The sequence below is a fragment of the Nocardiopsis sp. FIRDI 009 genome, assembly GCF_003386285.1.
In the GTDB taxonomy this organism is placed as follows: domain Bacteria; phylum Actinomycetota; class Actinomycetes; order Streptosporangiales; family Streptosporangiaceae; genus Nocardiopsis.
On record NZ_QPNC01000008.1, the window covers coordinates 216,144 to 239,364 of the forward strand.

The 23,221-nt window shown below is 71.8% G+C and carries 25 protein-coding genes; 10 read left to right on the forward strand and 15 right to left on the reverse strand.

Annotation, left to right across the window (positions count from 1 at the left end; genetic code table 11):
• Positions 1 to 67 precede the first annotated feature (67 nt).
• Positions 68 to 1,729, forward strand: a complete 1,662-nt coding sequence (locus tag DVR05_RS06030; protein ID WP_232832007.1) for a CocE/NonD family hydrolase — start codon at positions 68 to 70, stop codon at positions 1,727 to 1,729.
• 146 nt (positions 1,730 to 1,875) lie between these two features.
• Complete coding sequence (locus DVR05_RS06035) at positions 1,876 to 2,934, forward strand: serine protease (protein WP_116244806.1); 1,059 nt, start codon at positions 1,876 to 1,878, stop codon at positions 2,932 to 2,934.
• 63 nt (positions 2,935 to 2,997) lie between these two features.
• Here DVR05_RS06035 and DVR05_RS06040 read toward each other — a convergent pair whose 3' ends face one another.
• Positions 2,998 to 4,422 carry an aldehyde dehydrogenase family protein gene (locus tag DVR05_RS06040; protein ID WP_116244807.1) on the reverse strand — a complete coding sequence of 475 codons (1,425 nt, stop codon included), beginning with the start codon at positions 4,420 to 4,422 and terminating at the stop codon, positions 2,998 to 3,000.
• Between the two features lie 347 nt (positions 4,423 to 4,769).
• On the opposite strand from DVR05_RS06040, the gene DVR05_RS26935 reads away from it, so the two are divergent.
• The gene (locus DVR05_RS26935) at positions 4,770 to 6,563 is read left to right on the forward strand and encodes a hypothetical protein (RefSeq protein ID WP_198659059.1); all 1,794 of its coding nucleotides are present in this window, start codon (positions 4,770 to 4,772) and stop codon (positions 6,561 to 6,563) included.
• A gap of 38 nt (positions 6,564 to 6,601) precedes the next feature.
• Positions 6,602 to 7,483, forward strand: coding sequence for a 3-methyladenine DNA glycosylase (locus tag DVR05_RS06050; protein WP_116244941.1), 882 nt, complete (start codon positions 6,602 to 6,604; stop codon positions 7,481 to 7,483).
• 63 nt (positions 7,484 to 7,546) lie between these two features.
• On the opposite strand, the gene DVR05_RS06055 is transcribed toward DVR05_RS06050, so the two are convergent.
• From DVR05_RS06055 to DVR05_RS06085, 7 genes are all read right to left on the reverse strand, one after another.
• A complete protein-coding gene (locus DVR05_RS06055) occupies positions 7,547 to 8,275 on the reverse strand; it encodes a hypothetical protein (RefSeq protein WP_116244809.1) in 729 nt (242 codons plus the stop codon).
• A gap of 214 nt (positions 8,276 to 8,489) precedes the next feature.
• The gene (locus tag DVR05_RS26515) at positions 8,490 to 8,819 is read right to left on the reverse strand and encodes a hypothetical protein (RefSeq protein ID WP_157982392.1); all 330 of its coding nucleotides are present in this window, start codon (positions 8,817 to 8,819) and stop codon (positions 8,490 to 8,492) included.
• A gap of 435 nt (positions 8,820 to 9,254) precedes the next feature.
• Positions 9,255 to 10,358: an ABC transporter ATP-binding protein gene (locus DVR05_RS06065; RefSeq protein WP_116244811.1), complete on the reverse strand. Its 1,104-nt coding sequence runs from the start codon at positions 10,356 to 10,358 to the stop codon at positions 9,255 to 9,257.
• A complete protein-coding gene (locus tag DVR05_RS06070; RefSeq protein ID WP_232832008.1) occupies positions 10,355 to 11,494 on the reverse strand; it encodes an ABC transporter ATP-binding protein in 1,140 nt (379 codons plus the stop codon). Before DVR05_RS06070 ends, DVR05_RS06065 begins: the two co-directional genes overlap by 4 nt.
• A 2-nt stretch (positions 11,495 to 11,496) precedes the next feature.
• Complete coding sequence (locus DVR05_RS06075; protein ID WP_116244813.1) at positions 11,497 to 12,480, reverse strand: ABC transporter permease; 984 nt, start codon at positions 12,478 to 12,480, stop codon at positions 11,497 to 11,499.
• Positions 12,480 to 13,484, reverse strand: a complete 1,005-nt coding sequence (locus DVR05_RS06080; RefSeq protein ID WP_116244814.1) for an ABC transporter permease — start codon at positions 13,482 to 13,484, stop codon at positions 12,480 to 12,482. Before DVR05_RS06080 ends, DVR05_RS06075 begins: the two co-directional genes overlap by 1 nt.
• Before the next feature lie 109 nt (positions 13,485 to 13,593).
• Positions 13,594 to 15,261, reverse strand: a complete 1,668-nt coding sequence (locus DVR05_RS06085) for an ABC transporter substrate-binding protein (protein ID WP_116244815.1) — start codon at positions 15,259 to 15,261, stop codon at positions 13,594 to 13,596.
• Positions 15,262 to 15,657: 396 nt separating this feature from the next.
• Here DVR05_RS06085 and DVR05_RS06090 point away from each other — a divergent pair, with 396 nt between their 5' ends.
• Both DVR05_RS06090 and DVR05_RS06095 read left to right on the forward strand, forming a co-directional pair.
• Positions 15,658 to 16,086, forward strand: a complete 429-nt coding sequence (locus tag DVR05_RS06090; protein WP_116244816.1) for a helix-turn-helix domain-containing protein — start codon at positions 15,658 to 15,660, stop codon at positions 16,084 to 16,086.
• Positions 16,083 to 16,922: an alpha/beta fold hydrolase gene (locus DVR05_RS06095; protein WP_116244817.1), complete on the forward strand. Its 840-nt coding sequence runs from the start codon at positions 16,083 to 16,085 to the stop codon at positions 16,920 to 16,922. Before DVR05_RS06090 ends, DVR05_RS06095 begins: the two co-directional genes overlap by 4 nt.
• Before the next feature lie 23 nt (positions 16,923 to 16,945).
• Here the strand turns inward: DVR05_RS06095 and DVR05_RS06100 are convergent, their stop codons facing one another.
• Positions 16,946 to 17,458 carry a hypothetical protein gene (locus DVR05_RS06100; protein ID WP_116244818.1) on the reverse strand — a complete coding sequence of 171 codons (513 nt, stop codon included), beginning with the start codon at positions 17,456 to 17,458 and terminating at the stop codon, positions 16,946 to 16,948.
• A gap of 128 nt (positions 17,459 to 17,586) precedes the next feature.
• Positions 17,587 to 18,126, reverse strand: coding sequence for a gluconokinase (locus DVR05_RS06105; protein ID WP_116244819.1), 540 nt, complete (start codon positions 18,124 to 18,126; stop codon positions 17,587 to 17,589).
• Positions 18,127 to 18,263: 137 nt separating this feature from the next.
• Between DVR05_RS06105 and DVR05_RS06110 the strand changes: the two genes are divergently transcribed.
• Complete coding sequence (locus DVR05_RS06110) at positions 18,264 to 18,974, forward strand: FadR/GntR family transcriptional regulator (RefSeq protein WP_116244820.1); 711 nt, start codon at positions 18,264 to 18,266, stop codon at positions 18,972 to 18,974.
• A 20-nt stretch (positions 18,975 to 18,994) separates the two neighbouring features.
• Here DVR05_RS06110 and DVR05_RS06115 read toward each other — a convergent pair whose 3' ends face one another.
• From DVR05_RS06115 to DVR05_RS06130, 5 genes are all read right to left on the reverse strand, one after another.
• Positions 18,995 to 20,371, reverse strand: coding sequence for a GntP family permease (locus DVR05_RS06115; protein ID WP_116244821.1), 1,377 nt, complete (start codon positions 20,369 to 20,371; stop codon positions 18,995 to 18,997).
• Positions 20,372 to 20,604: 233 nt separating this feature from the next.
• The gene (locus DVR05_RS26940; RefSeq protein ID WP_198659060.1) at positions 20,605 to 20,769 is read right to left on the reverse strand and encodes a hypothetical protein; all 165 of its coding nucleotides are present in this window, start codon (positions 20,767 to 20,769) and stop codon (positions 20,605 to 20,607) included.
• Positions 20,766 to 20,966 carry a helix-turn-helix domain-containing protein gene (locus tag DVR05_RS06120; RefSeq protein WP_232832009.1) on the reverse strand — a complete coding sequence of 67 codons (201 nt, stop codon included), beginning with the start codon at positions 20,964 to 20,966 and terminating at the stop codon, positions 20,766 to 20,768. The genes DVR05_RS26940 and DVR05_RS06120 overlap by 4 nt, the downstream gene beginning before the upstream one ends.
• Positions 20,963 to 21,202 carry a hypothetical protein gene (locus DVR05_RS06125; protein ID WP_198659061.1) on the reverse strand — a complete coding sequence of 80 codons (240 nt, stop codon included), beginning with the start codon at positions 21,200 to 21,202 and terminating at the stop codon, positions 20,963 to 20,965. Before DVR05_RS06125 ends, DVR05_RS06120 begins: the two co-directional genes overlap by 4 nt.
• Positions 21,203 to 21,210: 8 nt before the next feature.
• The gene (locus DVR05_RS06130; RefSeq protein ID WP_116244823.1) at positions 21,211 to 21,480 is read right to left on the reverse strand and encodes a hypothetical protein; all 270 of its coding nucleotides are present in this window, start codon (positions 21,478 to 21,480) and stop codon (positions 21,211 to 21,213) included.
• 183 nt (positions 21,481 to 21,663) lie between these two features.
• Between DVR05_RS06130 and DVR05_RS06135 the strand changes: the two genes are divergently transcribed.
• From DVR05_RS06135 to DVR05_RS06145, 3 genes are all read left to right on the forward strand, one after another.
• Entirely contained in the window at positions 21,664 to 22,521 is an 858-nt protein-coding gene (locus DVR05_RS06135; protein ID WP_116244824.1) for a helix-turn-helix transcriptional regulator, read from the forward strand.
• Positions 22,522 to 22,532: 11 nt separating this feature from the next.
• The gene (locus DVR05_RS06140) at positions 22,533 to 22,727 is read left to right on the forward strand and encodes a DUF397 domain-containing protein (protein WP_116244825.1); all 195 of its coding nucleotides are present in this window, start codon (positions 22,533 to 22,535) and stop codon (positions 22,725 to 22,727) included.
• A gap of 177 nt (positions 22,728 to 22,904) precedes the next feature.
• The gene (locus DVR05_RS06145) at positions 22,905 to 23,099 is read left to right on the forward strand and encodes a DUF397 domain-containing protein (RefSeq protein WP_232832010.1); all 195 of its coding nucleotides are present in this window, start codon (positions 22,905 to 22,907) and stop codon (positions 23,097 to 23,099) included.
• Positions 23,100 to 23,221 lie beyond the last annotated feature (122 nt).

The following is a 23,221-nucleotide window of genomic DNA, read 5'->3' on the forward strand; positions in this document are numbered from 1 at the left end:
CCCGATGGCGAAGGCGCGACCCATCGGGAACCTCCCGCTCCCCCGACGACCCCCGAGGTTCCCCCTCATGCGTCACACAGACACACCCGCACCCGCTCGCCGCGGCGGGCGCGCGACCCCCGGCGTCCCGCGCGCACTCGCCCGGCTGTTGTCCTGCGTCCTGGCGGCGGTGCTCGCCGCCGCGCTCCTGCCCGCCGCCCCCGCCGCCGCCTCGGTCGGGGCCACCGTCAGCTACGAGACCATCGTCAGCCACGACGGCACCGAACTCGGCGCCAAGGTGATCACCCCGACCGGGGTCGAGGGACCGCACCCGCTGCTGGTCATGCCCTCGGCCTGGGGGACGAACAACCTCCTCTACGTGGGCGCCGCCTACCGGCTCGCCTACGAGTCCGGGTACCAGGTGGTCTCCTACACCTCCCGCGGTTTCTGGGACTCCGGGGGCGAGGTCCAGATCGCCGGCCCCGAGGACCGGGCCGACGCCAGCGCCGTCATCGACTGGGCCCTGGCGAACACCGACGCCGACCCCGAGCGGATCGGCATGGCGGGGATCTCCTACGGCGGCGGCATCAGCATGCTGACGGCCGCCGAGGACGACCGCGTGCGCGCCGTGGCCGCGATGAGCGGCTGGACCGACCTGGTCCCGTCGCTGTACCCGAACGAGACCATCGACATGCAGTCCGTGGAGGTGCTGCTCGCGCTCGGCAACCTCACCGGCCGACCCGGCGAGGTCATGCGCGAGGTGGAGCGCGAGTACCGGCGCGGGAACGTCGGCCCCGCGCTGGAGATGGCGCCCGACCGGTCGGTGGCCACCAAGGTCGACCGGATCAACGCCAACGGCACCGCGGTCATGCTGGCCAACGCCTGGAACGACGGCTTCTTCCCGCCGGGGCAGATCACGGACTTCTACGAACGGCTGGAGGGCCCCAAGCGGCTCATGCTCACCCCCGGCGACCACGCCACCGCCGAGGCGTTCGGCGCGGCGGGCCTGCCGAACGAGATCTGGGAGTCGGTGGGCGACTGGTTCGACCACCACCTCAAGGGCGAGGACAACGGAATCGCCGACGAGGACCCGGTCCACGTCAAGCCGAACAACGGCCGCGGCGGGTGGACGACGCACGCCGACTGGCCGTCGGTGACCGGCGACACGGACCGGTACTACCTGGACCGCCCCAGCACCGGCTGGTTCCGCTGGCAGAGCAGGGGGGCGATGGAGCCGGAGCCGTCGACGGGCTGGGACTACGACTTCCGGACCGGGATCGGCACCACCGCGACGAGCGGGACGGTGCTGCTGTCCGGCGCCCTCCAACAGTTCCTCGACCTGCCGACCGGCGTCCTGCTCCCGACCGTGGACCGCTACCGCTCGGCCGTGTGGACGAGCCCCGCCTACCCGGACGGCGCCCGGGTGGCCGGCGCGCCGGAGGTGACGCTCACCCTGGAGCCCACCGCCGAGGACCAGTCGGTGTTCGTGTACCTGTACGACATCGACGCCTACGGAACGGGCTCACTGGTCTCCCACGCCCCCTACACGCTGCGGGGCTCCGCCGACGAACCGGTGACGGTGACCACCGAACTCCAGCCGGTCGTGTGGGACGTTCCGGCGGGCCACCGGCTGGCCGTGGTCGTGGACAGCGCGGACCCGCGGTACACGAGCGAGAGCCCGTACTTCAACCGGGTCGAGGTGACCTCCCCCGAGGACGCCCCCTCCCAGATCACCATCCCGCTCGCCTGAGGACCCGCCGGGCCGGGACCCCCGCCCGGCCCGGCGGCCCCGCGCGGCGACCCCGGCGGTGGAGGAGGGGAGTTCTCTTCCCCCCGAACGCAAGACACAAACACAAAGTAGCAACCGAGTTACTGAAAGTGTGCGAAGATCGGTCCATGACCTCGTCCACCGCACACAGGATCCTCGCCCCCGTCGCCGCAGTGGCGCTCACCCTCGGGGGAATCGCCCTCCTCGAACTCCCGTCCGGCCCGGCCTCCGCCGTCACCCGGGCCGTCCACGCGTCCCAGTCCGCCGAGCCGGAGCGGGAGCGGATCGCGCTCTCGCGCATGGAGGGGGTGTCCCACCAGAGCGCCGCCGTGACCAACGCCCAGCGCAGGGCCGTGCTCGACTACTGGACGCAGGAGCGGATGGCCGCCGCGCGGCCGATCACCGGCCTGGTCGGCGACGCGCTCGCGATCACCGGCCCGGGGGACGCCGACGGATCCGACACCGACCACCAGGCGGCGCCCCGCGCCGACAGCACCGGCGAGGTCTGGAGCGCCGGCGGGCTGGTGACCCGCACGACCGGCAAGGTGTACCTGACCATGAACGGCCGCGACTTCACGTGTTCGGCGTCGGTCGTCGAGGCGGAGAACCGGAGCACCGTGGTCACCGCCGGGCACTGCGCCAAGGACGGGACCGGCTCCTGGGCGCGCAACTGGACCTTCGTGCCCGGGTACCGGGACGGGAAGAGCCCCTACGGCCGCTACACCGCCCGCGACATGCTGGTCTCCCCCCGGTGGTCGCGTGAGGCCGACGACAGCTACGACATCGCGATGGTCGTGCTCAACACCGACTCCGGCCAGACCGTGCAGGACCGGGTGGGGGCGCAGCGGATCTCGTTCTCGGCCTGGTCCGATCAGCAGGCGCGCGAGGGCAGGCAGGTGTACACGTTCGGGTACCCGGCGGCCTCGCCCTTCGACGGGCGACTGCTGCACTACTGCTCGGGGCGGACCTCGCCCGACACGGGGGGCACCACCGCCAACGGGGTGCGGTGCCGGATGACCCAGGGCTCCAGCGGCGGCCCGTGGTTCACCGCGTTCGACCCGAAGACCGGCCGGGGCACGGTCTCGTCCGTCGTCAGCTTCAAGTACGCCGACGACCGGGGCACCCAGTACGGTCCCCGCCTGGGCGAGGAGGCGCGGCGCCTCTACGAGGGGGCCGAACGCCTCTGATCCGTCCCCGCGCATGAACGCGGCGGCCCCGGCGCCGGGGCCGCCGCGTTCGCGTTCGGACCGCTACACCTCGATGCCGGTGAGCACGAGGACGCGCTCGTAGGTGAGGTCCTCCATCGCGGAGCGCACGCCCTCCTTGCCCACACCCGACTTGCGGATGCCGCCGTAGGGCATCTGGTCGGCGCGGAAGGTCGGGACGTCGCCGATGACCACGCCGCCGACCTCCAGCTCCCGGTGGGCGCGGAAGGCGGTGGGCAGGTCACGGGTGAAGACGCCCGCCTGGAGCCCGAAGTCGCTGTCGTTGACGGCGGCGAACGCGGCGTCGGTGTCGGCCACGCGCTGGATCACCAGGACGGGGCCGAAGACCTCCTCGCGGACGACCTTGGCGTCGGCCGGGGCGTCGGCGATGACCGTCGGCGCCACGGTCACGCCGTCGCGGGTACCGCCGGTGAGGATCGTGGCGCCCGCCTCGGCGGCCTCGTTGATCCAGGACTCGACGCGTTCGGCGGCCGCCTCGTCGACCAGCGGGCCGACGTCGGTGGCCGGGTCGGCGGGGTCGCCCGTGCCGAGCGCCTCCACCCGGTCGACCAGCTTGGCGACGAACGCGTCGTGGACCGGGTCCTCCACGATCACGCGCTGGACGCCGATGCAGACCTGGCCCGCCTGGTTGTTGCCGAACAGGGCGACGCGCTGGGCGGCCCAGTCCAGGTCGGCGTCGGCCAGGACGACGGCGGCGGCGTTGCCGCCGAGCTCCAGGGTGACGTGCTTGTGCGGGGCGCGGCGCTGGAGCTCCCAGCCGAACTGGCCGCCGGTGAAGGAGATGACCGGGAGGCGCTCGTCGGTGATCAGCGACGCGGCGCGCTCGTTGGGCATCGGCAGCACGGACAGGACGCCGCCGGGCAGGTCGGTCTCGGCGATGATCTCACCGAGGACGAGCGCCGTCATCGGCGTGGCCGGGGCGGGCTTGAGGATGATCGGGGCGCCGACGGCCAGGGCCGGGGCGATCTTGTGCGCGACCAGGTTGAGCGGGAAGTTGAACGGGGAGATGCCCAGGACCGGGCCCTTGGGGACGCGGCGGATGAGCGCCATGCGGCCCGTGCCGCCGGGGTCGGTGTCCAGGCGCTGGAGTTCTCCGCTGTCCCGGCGGGCCTCCTCGGCCGCCAGGCGGAAGACGGACACCGCGCGCCCGACCTCGCCGCGCGCCCACTTGATCGGCTTGCCGCTCTCGGCGGTGATCGTCTGGGCGATCTCCTCGGCGCGCTCCCCGAGCCTGCGGGAGACGTGCGCCAGGGCGTCGGCGCGCACGTGCGCGGGCAGGGCGGCGGCCTCACCGGAGACCGCGTGCGCGGCGGCCACGGCCTCCTCGATCTGGGAAACGGTGGGCACGGCGACGGTGCCCGCGGGTCGACCCGTGTAGGGGTTGACGACGGTGATCTCGGTGTCGCCGGTCGCGGCGGTGCCGGCCAGCCAGAACGGACGCGTAGACATGCCAGGAACGCTAGCCCGCGCCGCACCCCCGCGCCTTGTCCACCATTGCCAACCGGCCCGTCCGACTTGGCCACACTGGCGCACCCGGTCGGGTCCGCGCCCGTCCGCCCCTCGGCCGAGGCACCGCCCGAAGGGTCCGGAGCGTGTCCCGCGGACGCCGTCCGCCGCGCGAGGGGGGGTGGGCGCCCGCCCCACACGCCCTAAGCTGGTCAGTCTGAGAAGGATCCTTGACCGCCCGACTGGCGTCGGCGGACGCCTTCGTTCACAGTGGTTGGTGAGGGTTTCGCCCACTGGTTCGGGCCGGCCCTCGGGTCCACCGCAGCCGACGGGAAGCCCGGGAGTGCTCATTGCCACTTGTCTACCGCACGCTCGCCTCGGTCCCGGAAACCGGCAGTGACCTGGTCACCCTCACGTCGACGGTCCTGTCCCGGTGGCTGAGCAAGAGGGGCAACTCGGGCGCGCGCGTGGACTTCTCCGCCTCCGGCCGTTTCGAACTGAGCAACCGCTCCCGGGCGCTCGTGGTCCGGCACGACAACCCCGACGAGGGGCTCGTGTTCCTCCGCCTGACCACGGAGTCCGAGAAGCCCGACGGCGTGTGGCGCACCGTGGTGACGTCCGTGGTGGACCCCGAGCTCTCCCCCCGCGATCACGTGTGGATCGACATGAGCGTGGAGCCCCTCGACCACGCCGCCCCTCCGTCGGACCAGCCCCGACCGGACGTCATGCCGCCCGAGGCCGCGCGGATGCTCCTGGAGGAGCTCGACGCCCACGACGGCCGCTGTCCCCTGCCGTCGACGCCGAACATCGTGCGCGGCCGCGACGACACCCTGGTGGCGGCGCTGGTGTCGGCGATCAGGGACCCGGACCGCCGGATGGCGATCGTGGCGACGGGCGCCCCCCGTGACGTCACCGTGGCCGCCTGGCGCACCGCCGTGGCCGGCGCCCTGGCCCGGTGCACCGGGATGTGCGCCGGATACGTCCTGGACGCCGCCGCGCTCGACCGGGTCGGCGGCTTGCTGCCGGAGACGCTGGACATACCCGCGGGCGGGGTGCGCACCTTCTTACCGGGCGTCGATCCGGCGGACGAGGCCGACCCGGGACGCCACCCCCGGATGAGCCCGGCCACGCTGGACACCGCGCGCGACGGCGACCGCATCCGCAACTGGGTCGGCGCGGCGCTCGCCCGCAGGGTGCGGGAGAACGCCGTGAACACGCCACTGCCCGCCCCGCTGCGGGCCATCGACGCCCTCCTGGCGGAGGAGACGGAGGACCTGCGCTCCCGGGCCGGGGCGCCCCCTCCCGCGGCGGCGCCGCCCCACCGCCCCCATCCGGCGGCCCCGCCGCCGGCCGTGGCGGCCGAACTCGCCGCCGCCCAGGAACGGGAGGCCCAGGAACAGCTGACCCAGCGGCTGCGCGACGAGGTCAAGCGGCTCAGCGCGCGGATCAGTGAGCTCGCCGACGAACGCCAGGAACTGCTCGCCGAGACGGCCGACCTGACCGATGAACTCGACACCGCCCGCGAGCAGCTCCGCGCCGCCCGCCACGAGGCCCGGTGGCTGCGCGCCCGGGCCCGTGAGGAGGGGCTCTACCGCCTGGCCGCCGCCCCGGCCCCGCGCGACACCCGACGACCGCCCCCCACCTGCGTGAGTGAACTCCTGGAGCAGATCACCGACGGCTCCGCCCTGCCCCACCTGTTCTTCACCATCGAGGACCACGACACGGTCTACGAGCTCTCCGACAGCCGCAAGGAGGGGCTGTGGGTCACCCGGGCCTGGGAGGCCCTGTTGGCCCTGAACGACTACGCCCGCTACCAGTTCGACAACCCCGGGAGCGGTCTGGGCTTCCACTCCTACCTGCGCGAGACCCCGGACGGCTACCAGGTGATCCCGGTCAAGCGGTTGGCGTCGCAGGAGTCGGACTACGTGCGCAACCGGGGCAAACTCAACGAGAAACGCCTCTTCCGGGTCCCCACGGAGGTGGACCCGAGCGGGCGGGTGCCCATGTACGCCCACATCAAGCTCGACACGGAGTACGGGATCTGCCCGAGGCTGTACTTCTACCCCCACCTGGGGCCCGGCACCACCAACCGCGTCTACGTGGGCTACCTGGGCCGCCACCTGCCGGTGCAGCAGTCGAACTGAACGGCGCCACCGGGGTCCCGCGTACCCTGGGGGCCGTGATGGGAACGACGACCGGGGCGGTGACCGCCCTCGCCGAACGGGAGTGGCGCGAGCGCGCCCGACGGCACGAACGACGCGTGGACGCGCTCGTCGCCGACCACCTGCGGCGCCGCCGGGAGGGCGAACGCCACCCGGTGGAGGACTTCCTGTTCACCTACTACAACCTCAAACCCTCCCAACTGCGGCGCTGGCACCCGGGCGTGGGCACCGTCCTGCTCGGCGAGGGCGCCGGGGACCGCCTCGGCGAGCGGTTCTACACCGAACTCCCCGACGGCGGCGTCGGCCTGGACACCGCCGCCTTCCTCGCGGCGCGCCGGGTGGTGGACTTCGTCGAACGCCTGCTGTCGGCGGTCGCCGACCGCCCCGCCCACCTCGGCTGTTTCGGGCTGCACGAGTGGGCGATGGTCTACCGGACGGACGAGGTGCGCCACGGACAGGTGCCGCTGCGGCTCGGCCGCGAGGGCACCGACCGGGTCGTGGAGTCGCACCGGATCCGGTGCTCCCACTTCGACGCCTTCCGGTTCTTCACCGAACCGGCCCGTCCGCTCAACACCCTCCAGCCGACCCGCGAGGCCCAGGCGGACCTCGACCAGCCGGGCTGCCTGCACGCCAACATGGACCTGTACAAGTGGGCGTACAAGCTCGCCCCGGCCGTCCCGTCGGAGCTGGTCGTGGACTGCTTCGAGCTGTCGAGGGAGATCCGGGTCCTGGACATGCGCGCCTCCCCCTACGACCTGGCCGCGTGGGGGTACGAGCCGGTACGGATCGAGACCGCCGAGGGCAAGGCCGAGTACATGGCGGCCCAGCGGGGGTTCGCCGAGCGCGGCGCCGTGCTGCGGCAGCGTCTGCTCGACGTGTGCGCGGCGCTGCGCGCGGGCTGAGCCGGCCCGGGAGCGCGGAGAAGGGGCGGCGCCCGCGGCACCGCCCCAGGACCGCGTGGCGCGCTACTCCGTGGCGGAGCCCTTGCCCCGGCGGCTGAGATAGACGGCCGCTCCACCGCCCACGACGGCCACCGCGCCGACCGCGACCAGGCCCGCGAGGGCCGATCCGGTCACGGGCAGGCTCGGGGAGTCCTCGTCCGGGGCCGGGGCGTCGTCACCCTCGGTCGGCGCCGGGGTCGGGGTCTGGTCCGGGGTCGGCGTGGAACCCGGGTCGGTCGGCTCCGTGGAGGGGTCCGTCGTCGGAGTCGGCTCCGGGGTCGGCTCGGCCGAGGGCTCCTCGCTGGGCTCGGCGGAGGGCTCCTCGGTCGGCTCGGGGCTCGGCGACGGGCTCGGCTCCTCGTCGTCACAGGTCACCTTGAAGACCTTGTGCTTGGCGTCACCGTTCTCGCCCTCGAATGTCCAGTTCAGGCGGTAGTGGCCGTCGGGGAGGTCCAGGAGGTCGGTGCTGCCCTCGCCCTCCTCGTCCAGGACGAGGGTGTCCTCCAGGACGGTCTCGCGGGAGTCCGGCGCGCCACCCTGGGTGACGATCTCCCATGCGACCTCCTGACCCGCGTCGAAGTGGAAGGCCCTGATGTAGAAGCCGCAGACCTTGGGGACGTTGCGGTTGTCCTCCTCGGGGCGCTCGGGGTCGTGGATCTTCACGGTGCCGTTGTCGCCGGGGGCGCCGTTTCCGCCGCCGTTGCCGGGGTCGGCCGACGCGACGGCGGTGCCGCCGAGGACGAGACCGGCCACGAGGGCCGTGCTTGTGAGCAGGCACGCCCGGTCCGGGGTTGGGGGACACGGGGGACTCCTGCGGTGTGCGAGCCCGGGGAGCGGGGACCCAGGACAAAAGGGAAAAGGACGACACAAATCTAACGCGTGCACCACCCGGAACAGGAAACACACGCCCCATGGATACCGAACGGAAACCGTCGCGCTCCGGACGGCCGACCCGTGACGGCGCCGGTCACGCGCGGGCGGCCACCAGGTCCCACAGCATCAGCGAGCCGAGGGTGAGCGCGAAGACCGCCGACAGCGCGAACACCGGCACGTGCAGCCACCGCCCGTCCCTGGTGGACGTCCCGCGGAGGAACCGCGCTCCGACCGCCGCCCCGGCCGCCACGGCGCCCGCGGCCAGCGCCCACAACAGCATGGGGGTCGAGCTCCAGCCCCCGGCGAGCTGACCGGTGGCCGGCCAGGCCGCCGATCCCAGCAACAGCGACACGACGCGCAGTCGGTGCAGCGGACGCTGGGTCGCGAGCGCGCGCAGACGCGGCAGGAACGAGAGCAGGAGCACCGGGGAATCACCGCCATCATCACGGTCGGAACGGTCGTGGGCCGGACCGGGGCGCCTCCGGTCGGCGGCTCCGGGTCGTCCTTCGGGAGTGCGCGGCTCGGGTCCAGGGAGTCGACGCGCATCGGGTCGGCCGTCACGGCCGACCCGTGGGTGTCGTCGAGGGCCGCCTCGTGCTGGTACCGAACGTACCGGGGCGCCGGGCCCCTCCCACCCGGGCGCGGCGGCCGGGGGCGGCGTGTCCTCGTCCTCGGCGAGGATCGGGGGCGGCGACGACCACGCCCCCAGCGTTCCGGAGCCGACGACCCGTCGGAAGTCGCGGCTGTCACCGTCCGGCCGTGACGATTCGCCGGTTCGGGGATGACATCTGTCATGTGCCCGGGCGCCGCCCGGCTCGCTCACCCGCGAACGGGCCACCCGCACCCGCCCAGGCGGCCCTCAGCCCCCGCGCACGACGCGCTCGGCGCGCTCCTCGTCCGGCTGGATCTGGCCGGACAGGATCCGCTCGGCGTGGTGGCACGCCACCCGGTGGGTGCTCGTCTCCGGCGCCCCCGCCAACCGCCGCAGCTCCGGCCGCTCGGTGGCGCACCGGTCGTCCTGCCGCCACGGGCAGCGGGTGTGGAACCGGCAGCCCGACGGGGGATCGGCGGGCGAGGGCAGGTCCCCGGAGAGCAGGATCCGCTCCCGGGCGTCCTCCACCCCGGGGTCGGGCACCGGCACCGCCGACATCAGCGACCGCGTGTACGGGTGCAGCGGGGACTCGTACAGGTCGTCGCTGTCGGCCTCCTCGACCAGGCCGCCCAGGTACATCACCCCGACGACGTCGCTGACGTGCCGGACGACCGCCAGGTCGTGCGCGATCACCAGATAGGTCAGGCCCAGCTCGTCCTGGAGCTCCTCCAGCAGGTTGAGCACCTGCGCCTGGATCGACACGTCCAGTGCCGAGACCGGCTCGTCGCAGATGATCAGGTCCGGCTCCAGAACCAGTGCGCGGGCGATCCCGATGCGCTGGCGCTGGCCGCCGGAGAACTCGTGCGGGTAGCGGGTGAGCGCCTTCGACGACAGCCCCACCCGTTCCAGGGCGTCGACCACGCGCCTGCGCTGGTCCTGGAGTACGAGGCGGTCGCGCCCGCGACCACGCGGGGCGCCCTCGCCCTCGTCCGGTCCGCCGATCCCGTGGACGCGCAGCCCCTCCATGAGGATCGACCCGACGTTCTGCCGAGGGTTGAGGCTGCCCAGCGGGTCCTGGAAGACCATCTGGAGTCTGCGGCGCTCGCGGCGCATCGACCGCCCGTCCAGCCCGGCCAGGTTCCGGCCGTCGAACCACACCGAGCCGCCGGTGATGTCCACCAGGCGCAGCACGGCGCGGCCCAGGGTGGTCTTGCCGCAGCCCGACTCGCCTACGAGCCCGTAGGTCCGGCCCCGCTCGACCGCCAGGCTCACGCCGTCGACCGCCCGCACGTGGCCGATGGTCCGGTCGACCACCACCCCCCGCCTGATCGGGAAGTGCACCCTGAGGTCCTCGATCCGCAGCAGACTCATGCCCGCCCCTCCTCGTCCTCGCCCACCGCCGCCGTGTGCTCCGCCCCGTCGTCCGCGCCGGTCTCCGCGTCGGAAGCCCCCTCCGGCCCGGTGTCCGCTCCGGCGGCCCCGGCGGCCTCCTCCGGTTCGGCCCGCGCGGCCCCGCCGGGGTTCACGCAGCGGTGCACGTGGGCGCCACCGCCCGCCGCCCCGACCAGCTCCGGCGGGCCCTGGAGGCAGTCCATCGCGTAGTGGTCGCAGCGGGGGGCGAACGCGCACCCGTCGGACCAGGCGATGTTGTCGTTCACCGAACCCCGGACGGGGGTGAGCGGGTCTCCGCGCGGCGCGTCCAGCCGGGGGATGGAGCCGAGCAGCCCGATCGTGTAGGGGTGGGTGGGGTCGGAGAACAGCTCGGAGCGGGGCGCCCGTTCCACCGCCCGCCCCGCGTACAGGACGTTGATGTCGTCGCACAGTCCGGCGACCACCCCCAGGTCGTGGGTGATCATCAGCAGTGCGGTGCCCTCCTCGGTGACCAGGTCCCGCAGCAGCTCCAGGATCTGCGCCTGGATGGTGACGTCCAGCGCCGTGGTCGGTTCGTCGGCGATCATCAGCCGGGGGCGGCACGCGACCGCCATGGCGATCAGGGCCCGCTGACGCATGCCGCCGGACAGCTGGTGCGGGTACTCGCGCAGCCGCCGGGTCGGGTCCGGGATGCCCACCCGGTACAGCAGGTCGGCGGCCTCCCGGCGGGCCCGCTCCCCGCCCAGGCCCCGGTGGCGCCGGAGGATCTCGGTGACCTGGCGGCCGATGGGCACGACCGGGTTGAGCGAGCTCAACGGGTCCTGGAAGATCATCGCCATCTGGGACCCGCGCAGGTCGCGCATCCGCCGCCGAGGGAGGGAGAGCAGGTCGACGTCGCCGTCGGGCAGCCGCAGCACCGCGGAGCCGCCGACCGTGACCCCCCGCTCCGGCAGCAGCCCCATCAGGGCGAGGGAGGTGACGCTCTTGCCGCAACCGGACTCGCCGACCAGACCGGTGACCCGGCCCTCCTCCAGGGTGAAGGACACCCCGTCCACGGCCCGCGTCGCCTCCGCCCCGCGCCGGCGGAACACCACGGACAGCTCGTCCACGGACAGCAGCGGCGTGCTGGAACTCATGGTCACTTCCTCAGCTTGGGGTCGAGGGCCTCCCGCATCGCCTCACCGAGCAGGGTGAAACCGAGCGCGGTGACGATGATGCCCAGGGCGGGGTAGACCGCCAGGGAGGGCGCGCTGGACAGGAAGCGCTGGGCGTCGGCGAGCATCGTCCCCCACTCGGGGAAGGACGGGTCGGGGTTGCCCAGACCCAGGTAGGACAGGGCGGCGGCGTCGATGATCGCGGTCGCCAGGGTGAGCGTGGCCTGCACGATCACCGGGCCCATCGAGTTGGGCAGGATGTGCGTGAGCGCGATCCTGCGTTCGCTCACCCCCAGCGCCCGCGCCGCGAGCACGTAGTCGCGGCCGCCCTGGGAGATCATCGCGCCGCGCAGCAGCCGGGCGAAGATCGGCACCTGGGCCACGCCCACGGCGAGCATGACGGTGAGCAGGCTGGGGCCGATGAGCGCGGCGACGGTGACGGCGAGCAGCAGGGTGGGCAGGGCGAGCATCATGTCGATGAAGCGCATGACGGCGTTGTCCAGCTGTCGGCCCCAGCGCCCGCCCAGGACGGCGGCGGCGCCGGCCGTTCCGCCGAGCAGGGCGCCGACGCCGAAGCCGACAAGCGTGGCGACGACCCCGACCAGCAGGGTCTGCTGGGCGCCGATCACCATGCGGGAGAACTGGTCGCGGCCGAGGTTGTCCAGACCGAACCAGTTCTCGGCGCGCGGCCCCACGAACACGTTCCGGTTGGGGAAGACCTCGTCGCCCCAGGTCTGTTCGACGGGGCTGTGGGGCGCGATCACCGGGGCGAACAGTGCGATGAGCAGGAAGACGACGACGATGGCGGCGCCGGTGATCGCCATGGGGCTCCGGCGCATCCGGGAGAGGGCCTCCCGCCAGATGCCCGCGCCGTGGCCGCCGTCGGTGCGCTCGCCCATGAGTTCGGCGAGCCGGTCGGCCTTCGCCGCCTTGCGGCCGAGGAGCCCGGGGCTGGGTGTCGTTGGCATCACTGGGCCCGCACTCTCGGGTCGAGGAGGCTGTAGGAGATGTCCACCAGGAGGTTGATGAAGACGTACATCGTCGCGATGAGCAGGATGAAGCCGGTGAGCGCGGGGTAGTCGCGCTCCTGGGTGGAGGAGTAGACGAAGGATCCGATCCCGGGGAAGGCGAAGACGCTCTCGGTCAGGACCGCCCCGGCGAACAGGCTGCCGGTGAGCAGGCCGACGGCGGTGACCACGGGGAGCATGGCGTTGCGCATCACGTGGCGGGTGCGCACGGTGCGGCGGTGCAGTCCCTTGGCGTCGGCCGTGCGCACGTAGTCCTCGCCGAGGACCTCCAGAACGCTGGCCCGGGTCATGCGCACGATGACCGCCAGCGGGATGGAGGCCAGCGCCAGGCCGGGCAGGACCAGGTGCACGAGCCCGTCCCAGACCACGTCCCACTCCCGGGTCATGACGGCGTCCAGCAGGACGAAGCCGGTGATGTCGGTGCGGGTCAGCCCGGGCGAGAGGCGGAACGCGGAGGGCAGCCAGCCCAGGGTCTCGGCGAAGATCACCTTGAGGATGAACGCCAGGAAGAAGACCGGCGTGCAGATGCCGAGCAGGGACCCGCCGATCGCGGCGAAGTCCAGGGCCGAGCCGCGGCGGCGGGCGGCCAGGTACCCGAGCGGGACCCCCACGGACACGGCGATGAGCATCGCCGTCACGGACAGCTCGAACGTGGCGGGGAAGCGCGTCCAGAACTCGGTGAGCACGGGTCTGCCGGTCTGGAGGGAGGCGCCCAGGTCACCCTGGGCGATCCGGCGGAGGAAGGCCAGGTACTGGACGGTGAACGGTTCGTCCAGGCCGAGCGCGCGCCGCAGCGCCTCGCGCTGCTCCTCCGTGGCGTCGTCGGGGAGGAGGGCGTACTCCGGTCCGCCGGGCAGCCGTTGCAGCCAGACGAACAGCAGGATCGACAGGCCGCCCAGGGTGGGGATCAGCTGGAGGGCACGCCTGACGATGAATCGCAGCACCTTTGCCGCCTTTCGCCAGATGGGCACGGACCGGTGGTCGACGCGGTCCGGTGCTCGGGAACGGTGTGCGCGGGGCGCCCCTCCCCCGGTGGGGGGAGGGGGCCTCGGGTCACTTCCAGGAGGCCTCGGCGAACTCCTCCTGGGTCAGCGGGCTGACGTTGGGCGGGTTGACGTTCGGCGCGAAGGCGATGGAGGGCGGGGAGCTGGAGATGGGCAGCCCCGGCAGGATCTCCATGATCCGCTCGTTGAGGTCCTCGTAGGCGGCGACGCGCTCCTCGGTGTCGGGGTTGGAGCTGGCCTCGGCCATGGCCTCGAACAGTTCCTCGTCGCGCAGCCCGAACTCGTCGGTGGGGCCGCTGAACCAGGTGCCGATGAAGTTGTAGGCGTCGTTGTAGTCGCCGGTCCAGCCGAGCAGGTACATGTCGCACTCGCCCGCGTTGGTCCGCGGGATGTACTCGGTCCACTCGTAGGTCGTCGGCTCCACGGTGACGCCGACGGCCTCCAGGTCGGCGGCGATGATGTCGAAGATGTCGCGCGGTGCGGGCATGTAGGGCCGGGTGACGTCCGTGGGGTAGCAGAACTCGACCGTCAGGTCCTCCTGCCCGGCGTCCGCCAGCATCTGCTGGGCGAGGTCGGGGTCGTAGTCGTAGGTCCGGACGTCGGACGACCAGCCGTCGAGGGTGCCGGGCATGAACTGGGTGGCCACCTCACCGCCCTCGGGGAGGATGGTGTCGACGATCCGCTGCCGGTTCACGGCGTGCGCGAGGGCCCGGCGGACCTCGACGTCGGCGAGGGCCTCGTTGGTCTCCTGCTGGTAGGCCATGTAGAGGATGTTGAACACGCCGCGGGTGGGCACCTGGAACCCGGCGGCCTCCAGGGGTTCGACGTCGGCGGGGGCGACCAGGTCGTAGCCGTGGATGTCGCCCGCCTCCAGGGCCTGGCGGCGCGCGTTCTCGTCGGGGATGGCGCGCAGGATCATCGTCTCGAAGCCCGCGGGGTCGCCCCAGTAGTCGTCGTTGCGCTCCAGGGTGACCTCGGCCTGGTCCTGGTTCCACTCGGTGACGCGGAACGGTCCCGTTCCGGCGACCGTCCCGGCCTCCTGGGTGTAGGCGGGCAGGGTGAAGTTGCCGGGTTCGCCGGTGATCTCCTCATCCTCGATCTGCTCGATCACGGCGGGGCTCATGATGCCGAAGGCGGCGAGGGAGAAGCCTCCGGGGAAGACCGAGGAGTACTCGGAGACGGTGATGACCGCGGTGAGCTCGTCGGGCGCCTCGCAGGACTCGAAGCGGGGCTCGTCGAGGTCCTCGCTCTCGTTCTCCGCGAACCCGCCGAAGATCGCCTGCCAGTAGTAGGAGTTGTTCCCGTCCTGGTAGGGGCCGGTCATGTTGAACCAGCGGTCGAAGTTGGCGCACACGGCCTCGGCGTTGAATTCCTCGCCGTCGTGGAAAGTGACGCCGTCACGCAGGTGGAAGGTCCATTCGGTACCGTCCGCGGACTGTTCCCAGTCCTCGGCCAGACCACCGACGATCTCCGTGCCGCCGGATTCGTGTTCCAGCAGGGTTTCGAAGACCTGTCTGCTGTAACGGAACGTCTCTCCGTCGGTGGCGAAGAAGGGGTCGAGGGAGCTGATGTCGCCGGCGCTCGCGAAGACGAACGGGTCGGATTCACCGCCTCCCGGACTCTCGCGGTCGCTCTCCGCGCAGGCTGTGGCCACCAGCGCGAGTGCGCTGGCCGCGGCCAGCGCGGCCGACGGCTTTCGGGAAGACTTCGTGAACATGGTCCACCTCGGTGTGGGCGGGGGGTCGAGGCCCTGGTCGATGGTGTGGACCCTAAACCGCGTGAAGTCCGCCGGGGAAGATGGACGGCTCGGTATTAATACAACCGTTTCAGTACTGTGCCGTGATCCATAGCTGCGATTTTCTGGACACGATGTCCAATCGAACCTTTTTACCCTCCCGACCCCCGAAAGAAACCCGAGGGAGGATTATGTGGATCTTGATGTCATTGTGGGCGAAATAAAAGGGATCATGTGATGTTCAACGTTTGTCCTATTTGTCCGACAAAAGGAAGTTGGGGACCAGAGACCGAACCAGACATCAATCCTTAGAACCTACCCCAGTGTTCCTCAAACTACCCTGTTGCTCAGGAAGATGCGGAAGGTTACGGTAGTCCCGTGAATGATCGCCTCTACTCCGTGGACCAGGTCGCCGAACGCTTGGGCCTGCACGTGCGCACCATCCGCAACTACGTGCGCGACGGCCGACTCAACGCCGTGCGCATCGGCAAGCAGTACCGGATCTCCCAGTCCGACCTGGAGGCGTTCACCGGCTGTCCGGTGCCCGACCCGCCGGGTGGCACACCCGGACCGCGGCACGGCGAGGTGTCGGCCGTCGTGGACGTCGAGGGGGTGGACCGGGCCACGGCCGACCGCCTGACCACACTCCTGACCGGCATGGCGGCCGGTCCGCGCCCCGACGGTCGGCGGCTGCGCGTCGAGACGGTGTTCGACCCCGACCGGTCGCGGATGAAGGTCGTCGTCCTGGGCGGCCTGACGGACACGGCCCGGCTGCTGGAGTACATGGAGGGGGTGCTCGACCGATGAGCGCGATCTACCGGACCCCGGCCGCGGAGCGCGGGATCCGGGAGCGGTACCGCCGGGACCTGGCCGCGTGGCCGGTGCCCGTCGAGCACGTGCGGGTGCCCACCCGGGCGGGTGGGACCTTCGTCGTCTCCTGCGGACCCGAGGACGCTCCCCCGGTCGTCCTCCTGCACGGGTCGGGCGCCAACACGACGGCCTGGCGGGACGACTCGGCCGTCCTGGCGCGGCGCTTCCGGGTGCACTGCGTCGACCTCGTCGGCGAACCGGGCCTGAGCGCCCCCACTCGCCCGCCCCTGGACTCCGACGCCCTGGCGTCCTGGCTGGACGAGGTCCTGGACGGGCTGGGGATCACCTCCACCGCGCTCGTGGGCACCTCACTGGGCGGCTGGGTGGCCCTGGACTACACCGACCGGCGCCCCGAGCGGGTGCGCCGCCTGGGACTGCTGTGCCCAGGCGGCGTGGGCCGACAGCGGACGGGGCGGATCCTGGGGGCCATGCTGCTGGGGCTGCTGGTTCCGGGAGGAAGGCGCCGGTCGGTGCGGGCGATGACGGGCCTGGGGGATCCGGAGCACCGGGAGCTCCTGGACGCCGTACACCTGACCTTCTCCGGCTTCCGGCCCCGTACCGAACGGCTGCCCGTGTTCTCCGACGACGCGCTGCGCCGCCTGACCGTGCCCGTGCGGCTGATCGTGGGCGACCGCGACGCGATGTTCGACTCGCGCCAGACCGCCCGGCGCGTGCGCGCGTGCGTCCCGCACGCGGAGGTCACCGTGCTCCCGGGGACCGGTCACGCGATCCTCGGGCAGGGCGAGGCGCTCGCGGCTTTCCTGGACGGCTGACCGGCCCACGGGAGGGACCGGTCTCAGGCAGCCCGCCGGACGTCGCACCAGCGGCGGACGGCGGTGGTCCACAGGGCGATGTTCACGACGATCGCGAGGAGTGCCGCCAGCGCCGCGGCGACCATGACGAGGGTGCTGGAGAGCTGGGCCGCCCGGTGCAGGCCCGACAGGGCCACCCCCATCCCCGCGAGCGCGCCGAACTGGGCCGCCCGCCACAGCAGGGGCACGGCCCGGAGCACGGGGACCGCCAACCCGACCGCCACCGCCCCCGCCAGGACGGAGAGGACGAGCAGAGTCCACAGGTCGGTGACGGCCTGACCGGGCGCCCCGGCGTCCAGCCGGTCCCACGCGGCGTAGGCCAGGAAGCCGAAGAACGGCCCGGCGACGAACATCAGGGCGCAGGTCTGCCGCACGTCCGACGGCGGCCGTTCGCCGGGGCGGCGGCCGGAGAGGAGTCCCGCGCGGGGGCGGGGGGTCGGCGGGGCGGTCACGGACCGCCGCTCGGGGACGGAGGGGGAGGAAACCGTCTCATACATGACGAACAGGGTTGCGTGCGGCGGGGGCGCCGCGCAACAGCGGGGCGGTCCGTTTCCTCCCCCGGGCCCGGACCCCAACCCGGGCCGGGGTTCGGCCACCCGGCCCGTCCACCCAGGTCAAAGCCGCCTCAGGTGCGGGCGCCACCGTGATTCGGGCCCCGGCCGGCCCAGGCGAGACGGCCGACATAGGCCAGGGCCAGCTCGGTCAGGGCGTCCACGTCCTCGCGCACGTCGAACACCCCTCCGCGTTCGTCCGGACCGAGGTCCTCCAGGGTCGCCAACTGCGATTCGAGCAGGGCGGGGGGCATGAAGTGGCCCTCCCGGGCGCCCATCCGCGCGCTGATGACCTCGAAGGTCCCGCTCATGTGCAGGAAGTGGACGTCGCGGGCGCCCTCGCGCAGCACGTCGCGGTAGGAGCGCCGCAGCGCCGAGCAGGCCATGACCGTGGACTCGCCGCGGGCGTCGTGCCCGGTGATCCATCCGGCCAGGTCGCGCAGCCAGGGCCACCGGTCCTCGTCGGTCAGCGGCACGCCCGCGGCCATCTTGGCGATGTTGGCGTCCGGGTGGAAGGCGTCGGCCTCCGCGAAGGGGAGGTCGAGCCGTCCCGCCACGCGCGCGGCGACCGTGGTCTTGCCGCTGCCCGAGACGCCCATGAAAACGAGGTGCATGTCTCTCCCGCTCTCGTGTGTACCCGCGCGTGGGCGCGGCCACCACCTTGAATAGTGATATCAATCAGTCCGGCTAGGCTTCGGGCTGGCCGCGCCGATCACGGCCGGGCCCTGGAATCCGGAGCGCTGGGAGCACGATGGGCACTGACAACCGCACCCTGCACAACCGCGTGCTGGCGGTCCTGGGCCCCGCGATCGCCGCCGACGAGTACGAGCCCGGCCACACGTTCACCCTCCAGGGGCTGGAGGCGGACTTCGGGGTCTCCCGCACCGTCGCCCGGGAGGCCGTCCGCGTCCTGGAGTCGATGCGCCTGGTCGTCAGTCGGCCCCGGACCGGGATCCGGGTGCTGCCCCGCTCGGACTGGAGCGTCTTCGACCCCCAGCTGATCCGGTGGCGGCTGGCCGGTTCGGGCCGGATGGACCAGCTGCGTTCGCTCAACGAACTGCGCGCCTCCGTGGAACCGGCCGCCGCCGCCCTGGCCGCCGTGCGCGGCGCGCCCGAGGAGCGCGCCCAGCTCACGGTGGTCGCCGACCAGATGTCCCGCACCGGCCGCGCCGGGGACCTGGACGCCTTCCTCGACCTGGACATCGCCTTCCACCGTCGCGTCCTGGAGCTGTCGGGCAACGAGATGTTCGTCGGCCTCTCCCAGGTGGTGGCCGAGGTGCTGGTCGGACGCACCTCCTACCACCTCATGCCGCGGCGGCCCCGCCCGGAGGCGCTGCGCCTGCACACGGCGGTGGCGCGGGCGGTCGCCGACGGCCTGCCCGACGTGGCCGAGGCGGCGATGCGCTCCATCGTCAGCGAGGTCGCCGTCGCCCTGGAGTCGGACGACGGCGCCCACGCCTGAGGAGGCCGGCCGGGCCCCGGTCACACCACCAGGCTCAGGCCGAAGGCGAGGCCGAACCCGACGAAGCCGATGAGCGTCTCCATGACCGTCCACGTCCTGAGCGTCGTCTTGACGTCCATGCCGAGGAAGCGGCCGACCAGCCAGAAGCCGGAGTCGTTGACGTGTGAGAACGCGGTGGCGCCGCACGCGATCGCGATGACGGTCAGGGCCAGGTCGATCGAGGAGAGCCCGCTGGCGGCGTGCACCGCCGGGGCGATCAGACCCGCCGCCGTGGTGAGGGCCACGGTCGCCGACCCCTGAGCGACGCGCAGGGCCAGCGCGATGACGAAGGCCGCGACGATGACCGGCAGGCCGGTGGACTCCAGGGTTGCGGCGAGCGCCTCGCCGATGCCGCTGGTGCGCAGGACGCCGCCGAACATGCCGCCCGCGCCGGTGATGAGGATGATGCCGCAGACCGGGCCGAGCGCGCCGCCGACGATCTCCTCGACCCTCGCGCGGGAGAACCGGCCGCGGCCGAGGACGACCATCGCGACCAGCACGGTGAGCAGGAGCGCGATCGGGGTCTGGCCGAGCAGCTGCAGGACCCGTACCCACCCGGCGTCCTCGGCGACGGCGCCGGTCGCCACGAGCGTGGCGGTGCCGGTGTTGCCGAAGATCAGCGCCATGGGGAGCAGCAGGATGCCCAGGACGGTGGCCAGGCGCGGCGGGTCGTCGTGCTTGACGGTGCCGTCGGCCAGGATGTCGTCGGGGACGGGGAGCTCGAAGCGCCCGCCCGCCCAGAGGCCGTAGAGGTAGCTGGACAGGTACCAGGTCGGAACGGCCAGGAGGAGGCCGACCAGGAGGGCCAGGCCCATGTCGGCGCCGACCTCGACCGCGGCGGTGACCGGGCCGGGGTGCGGCGGGACGAAGGCGTGCATCACCGCGAACGCGCCGGCCGTCGGCAGGGCGTAGGTGAGCACCGAGCCGCCGAGGCGCCGGGCGACGCTGAAGACGATCGGCAGCATGACGATGAGGCCGACGTCGAAGAAGATCGGGAAGCCGAAGAGCAGCGAGGCGACGCCGAGGGCCAGCGGGGCGCGCTCCTGACCGAACGCCTTGATCAGGGCCCCGGCGAGGACGGCGGCGCCGCCGGTGATCTCCAGCAGGCGGCCGATCATGACGCCGAGGCCGACCAGGAGTGCAACGTTGGCGAGCGTGCCGCCGAAGCCGTCGAGGAGGGTCGGCACCACGCCGGAGGCGGGGATGCCGGTGGCGAGCGCGGTCAGGACGCTGACCAGGACGAGCGCGACGAACGCGTGCAGTCGGAAACGGATGATCAGGAGCAGCAGGAGGGCGATGGCGCCGGCCGCGATCCCGAGGAGGGGTCCCGTGCCGTAGACGGGTTCGAAGTTCTCCACGACGGAGCCTTCCGGTGGGCGGTTGAGGGTTCTGGGCCGCCGATGACACGGCCTTGACCTGCCCTTGGAACAGGTGACGGCAATGGTAATACCATTTGTGAGACCGTGTGAACCACGGCGTTCGTTTCTGTTACGACCGCGAGACCCGGGTCACCGGAAACCCGTGCGCCGACACGCGTTCGGGGCCGCGATGACGTGCACCACGACCCCGAACCGGTGGGTGGGGTGTCGCCTCAGTCGCCCCACTCGACGTCCTCGAACGGGTCCGGCACCCGTTCGCCCCGGGCGCGGAGCTCCTCCTCCCAGGCGATCCGCAGGGCCACCCAACGGCCCTGGATCTCCACGGCACGCTCTTCCCCGGGCGTCAGCGGGGCGTTCTCGGGATCGGCGTCGTTCATGACTGCCCGCCCGTCTGCTCGCCGAAGAGGCGGCGGATCTCGTCGGCGTCGAACCGCTGGCCGCCGCTGGGCGTGCGCACGCACCGCACCCGGCCCTGGCGGGCCCACCGGTTGACCGTGGCGTCGGCGACCCGGAACACCGCCGCCACCTCACCGGCCGTCAGCAGCCTCGGGGCGTTCTCCAGATGCTCGCTCACCGCACGCCTCCGTCCCGGGGCGGCGGGACGCGGCGCAGCCTACGGCGGGCGATGACCGAGAACAACTCCTTGTACGAAGGAGCCTCCAGCCGCTCGAACGGGTTGCCGTCGCCGGTCCAGCCGACCGGTCGCCGGGCGGTGTAGGTGCGCACCCCGGCGTCGTCGATCTCGTAGGAGACCACCCACCGACCGGCGATCAGTTCGTCCAGGGCACGGCGCGCTTCGCGTCGGTCCATTCGGTCCATCACCGCCACCCCGCCCTCAACCAGCTCAGACCGGTCGCGGCCAGTCGCGGCCCGGGGATCAGGCGCACCAGGTCGGCCGGGCCGGACACCACGAACGGCAGCGCCGGACCGGGACGGGCGTAGCGGCGGGCACGCGCCGCACGACGGGGACGGACGGTGTCGCGTACGAGCCGACGCACGGCGCTGGGGACGCGGTCGGCTGCCGGGGGACGGTAGATGGCGTGGGCAGGGGGCCACAGCGCCAGCAGGAACAGGAGCAGGTAGCGCACAGGCGCACCTCCACGACTCGGATGCCGCCGATGAGGCGGCCGGGGCGAATGCGCTTCTATGATGAACTTAGGAATCTAATCTTTGCAAGGCAATCAAGAGAATCCGATCACAGGATTCCGAAAGATGCCCTGATGAGAAGTTCGCCATACGATCGGCACGACCACCCTCACGGGGAGAGGCAGATGAGCAGGAAATACAGCCCCACCGTTCGTCGACGCCGTCTGTCTGCGGTGCTCCGCCACCTCAGGCACGAGCACGGGAAGACGCTGGAGGAGGTCACCGCAGCCCTGGAATGGTCACGCGGTCGTTTGGCCCACATGGAGGGCAACAAGTGGACGCGTCCTGACCTCGGCAACATCCGCCAACTCCTGGACTACTTCGAGGTCAGGGATGACGCCACTCGGGAGGCGATCCTGGAGTTGGCTCGCCAGTCCCGAACGAAGGGCTGGTGGGCCAAGTTCAAGGATGTGTTCGGCGGATCCTCGTTCGTGGGATTCGAGTCCGAAGCGTCCGTCATCTCGACCTACCAGCCCATCGTGATCCCTGGTCTGCTCCAGACTGAGCGCTACGCTGCCGCATCGGCACGAGCAGCCCTTGCACGGCCTGCCGACGAGGTAGACCGCATTGTCGAAGCGCGGCTGGCCCGCCAAGAAATACTGCATGGTGAGCACCCGCCGACGATCTGGGCTGTGATCGACGAGTCAACTCTCCATCGGCTCCCCGCAGCAGAGGGCATCGCCCAGGACCAGCTTCGGCATCTCATCACCCAAGCCGAGGATCCTGACAACGCCATCACCATCCAGGTGCTCCCGTTCTCCGCAGGACTGCACCCTGGCCTCAGCGGGCCGTTCGTGCTGCTCGATTTCCCAGACGAGATGGACGCTCCACTGGTCTATCTGGAGACCCGTACTGAGGGCCTGTTCCTGGAGGAGGAGGCCGAGGTGGCGGAGTATCGCCATGTGTTCGACCACCTCCAGGTGACAGCCAGATCGCAGCTGGAGTCCATCCGAATGATGAAGAAGATGCTTGCCGACCTCTAGGAAGACCACCTATGCACTCATCCGCAGACGACCTGCACTTCCGCAAGTCCAGCTACAGCAGCACCGCACAAGAGTGTGTGGAGGTCGCAGACATGCCTAGTGGGATGGCCATGCGCGACACCAAGCATCGTGAGCTTGGCCATCTGGAGCTGCCCTCAGCCGAGTGGCACGCTTTCCTGACCTCCGCCTGCTACGACAGGACTTAGGTCCCCTGGAAGCAAGAAGGCCCCGACCGCGACGGTCGGGGCCTCCTCTGCATTCATCCGTGACCCACGGTACCCGCCAACATAAGGGCGTGCCAGTAGACCGGCGGTTCTCTCCGGATAAGGACAGTTGATCTCAGCACGCCATTGTGAAGGTCCAAGCGGGGCAGGAAGGCGACCATGCACCTCTCCATGAACCCGACCTTCCGTAAGTCCAGCTACAGCGGCAGGGGTGATAACTGCGTCGAGGTCGCTGACCTGCCCGCTGGAGCTGCTGTCCGCGACACCCAGAACCGGCAGCTGGGACACATCTCGTTCGGCGACTCGTCCGAGTGGCGCGCCTTCCTCGCCGCCGTTCGACAGAAGACGAAGTAGTTCCCTCGAGTAGGAGCCAGGGGCTCCACGGCCCCTGGCATACCACTGCGTACCACCGGGCACGCGGGCCATGTCCTCCGTGGCCAACGCCGTGACGGCCCGGTTCTCGACCCCTCACCTTT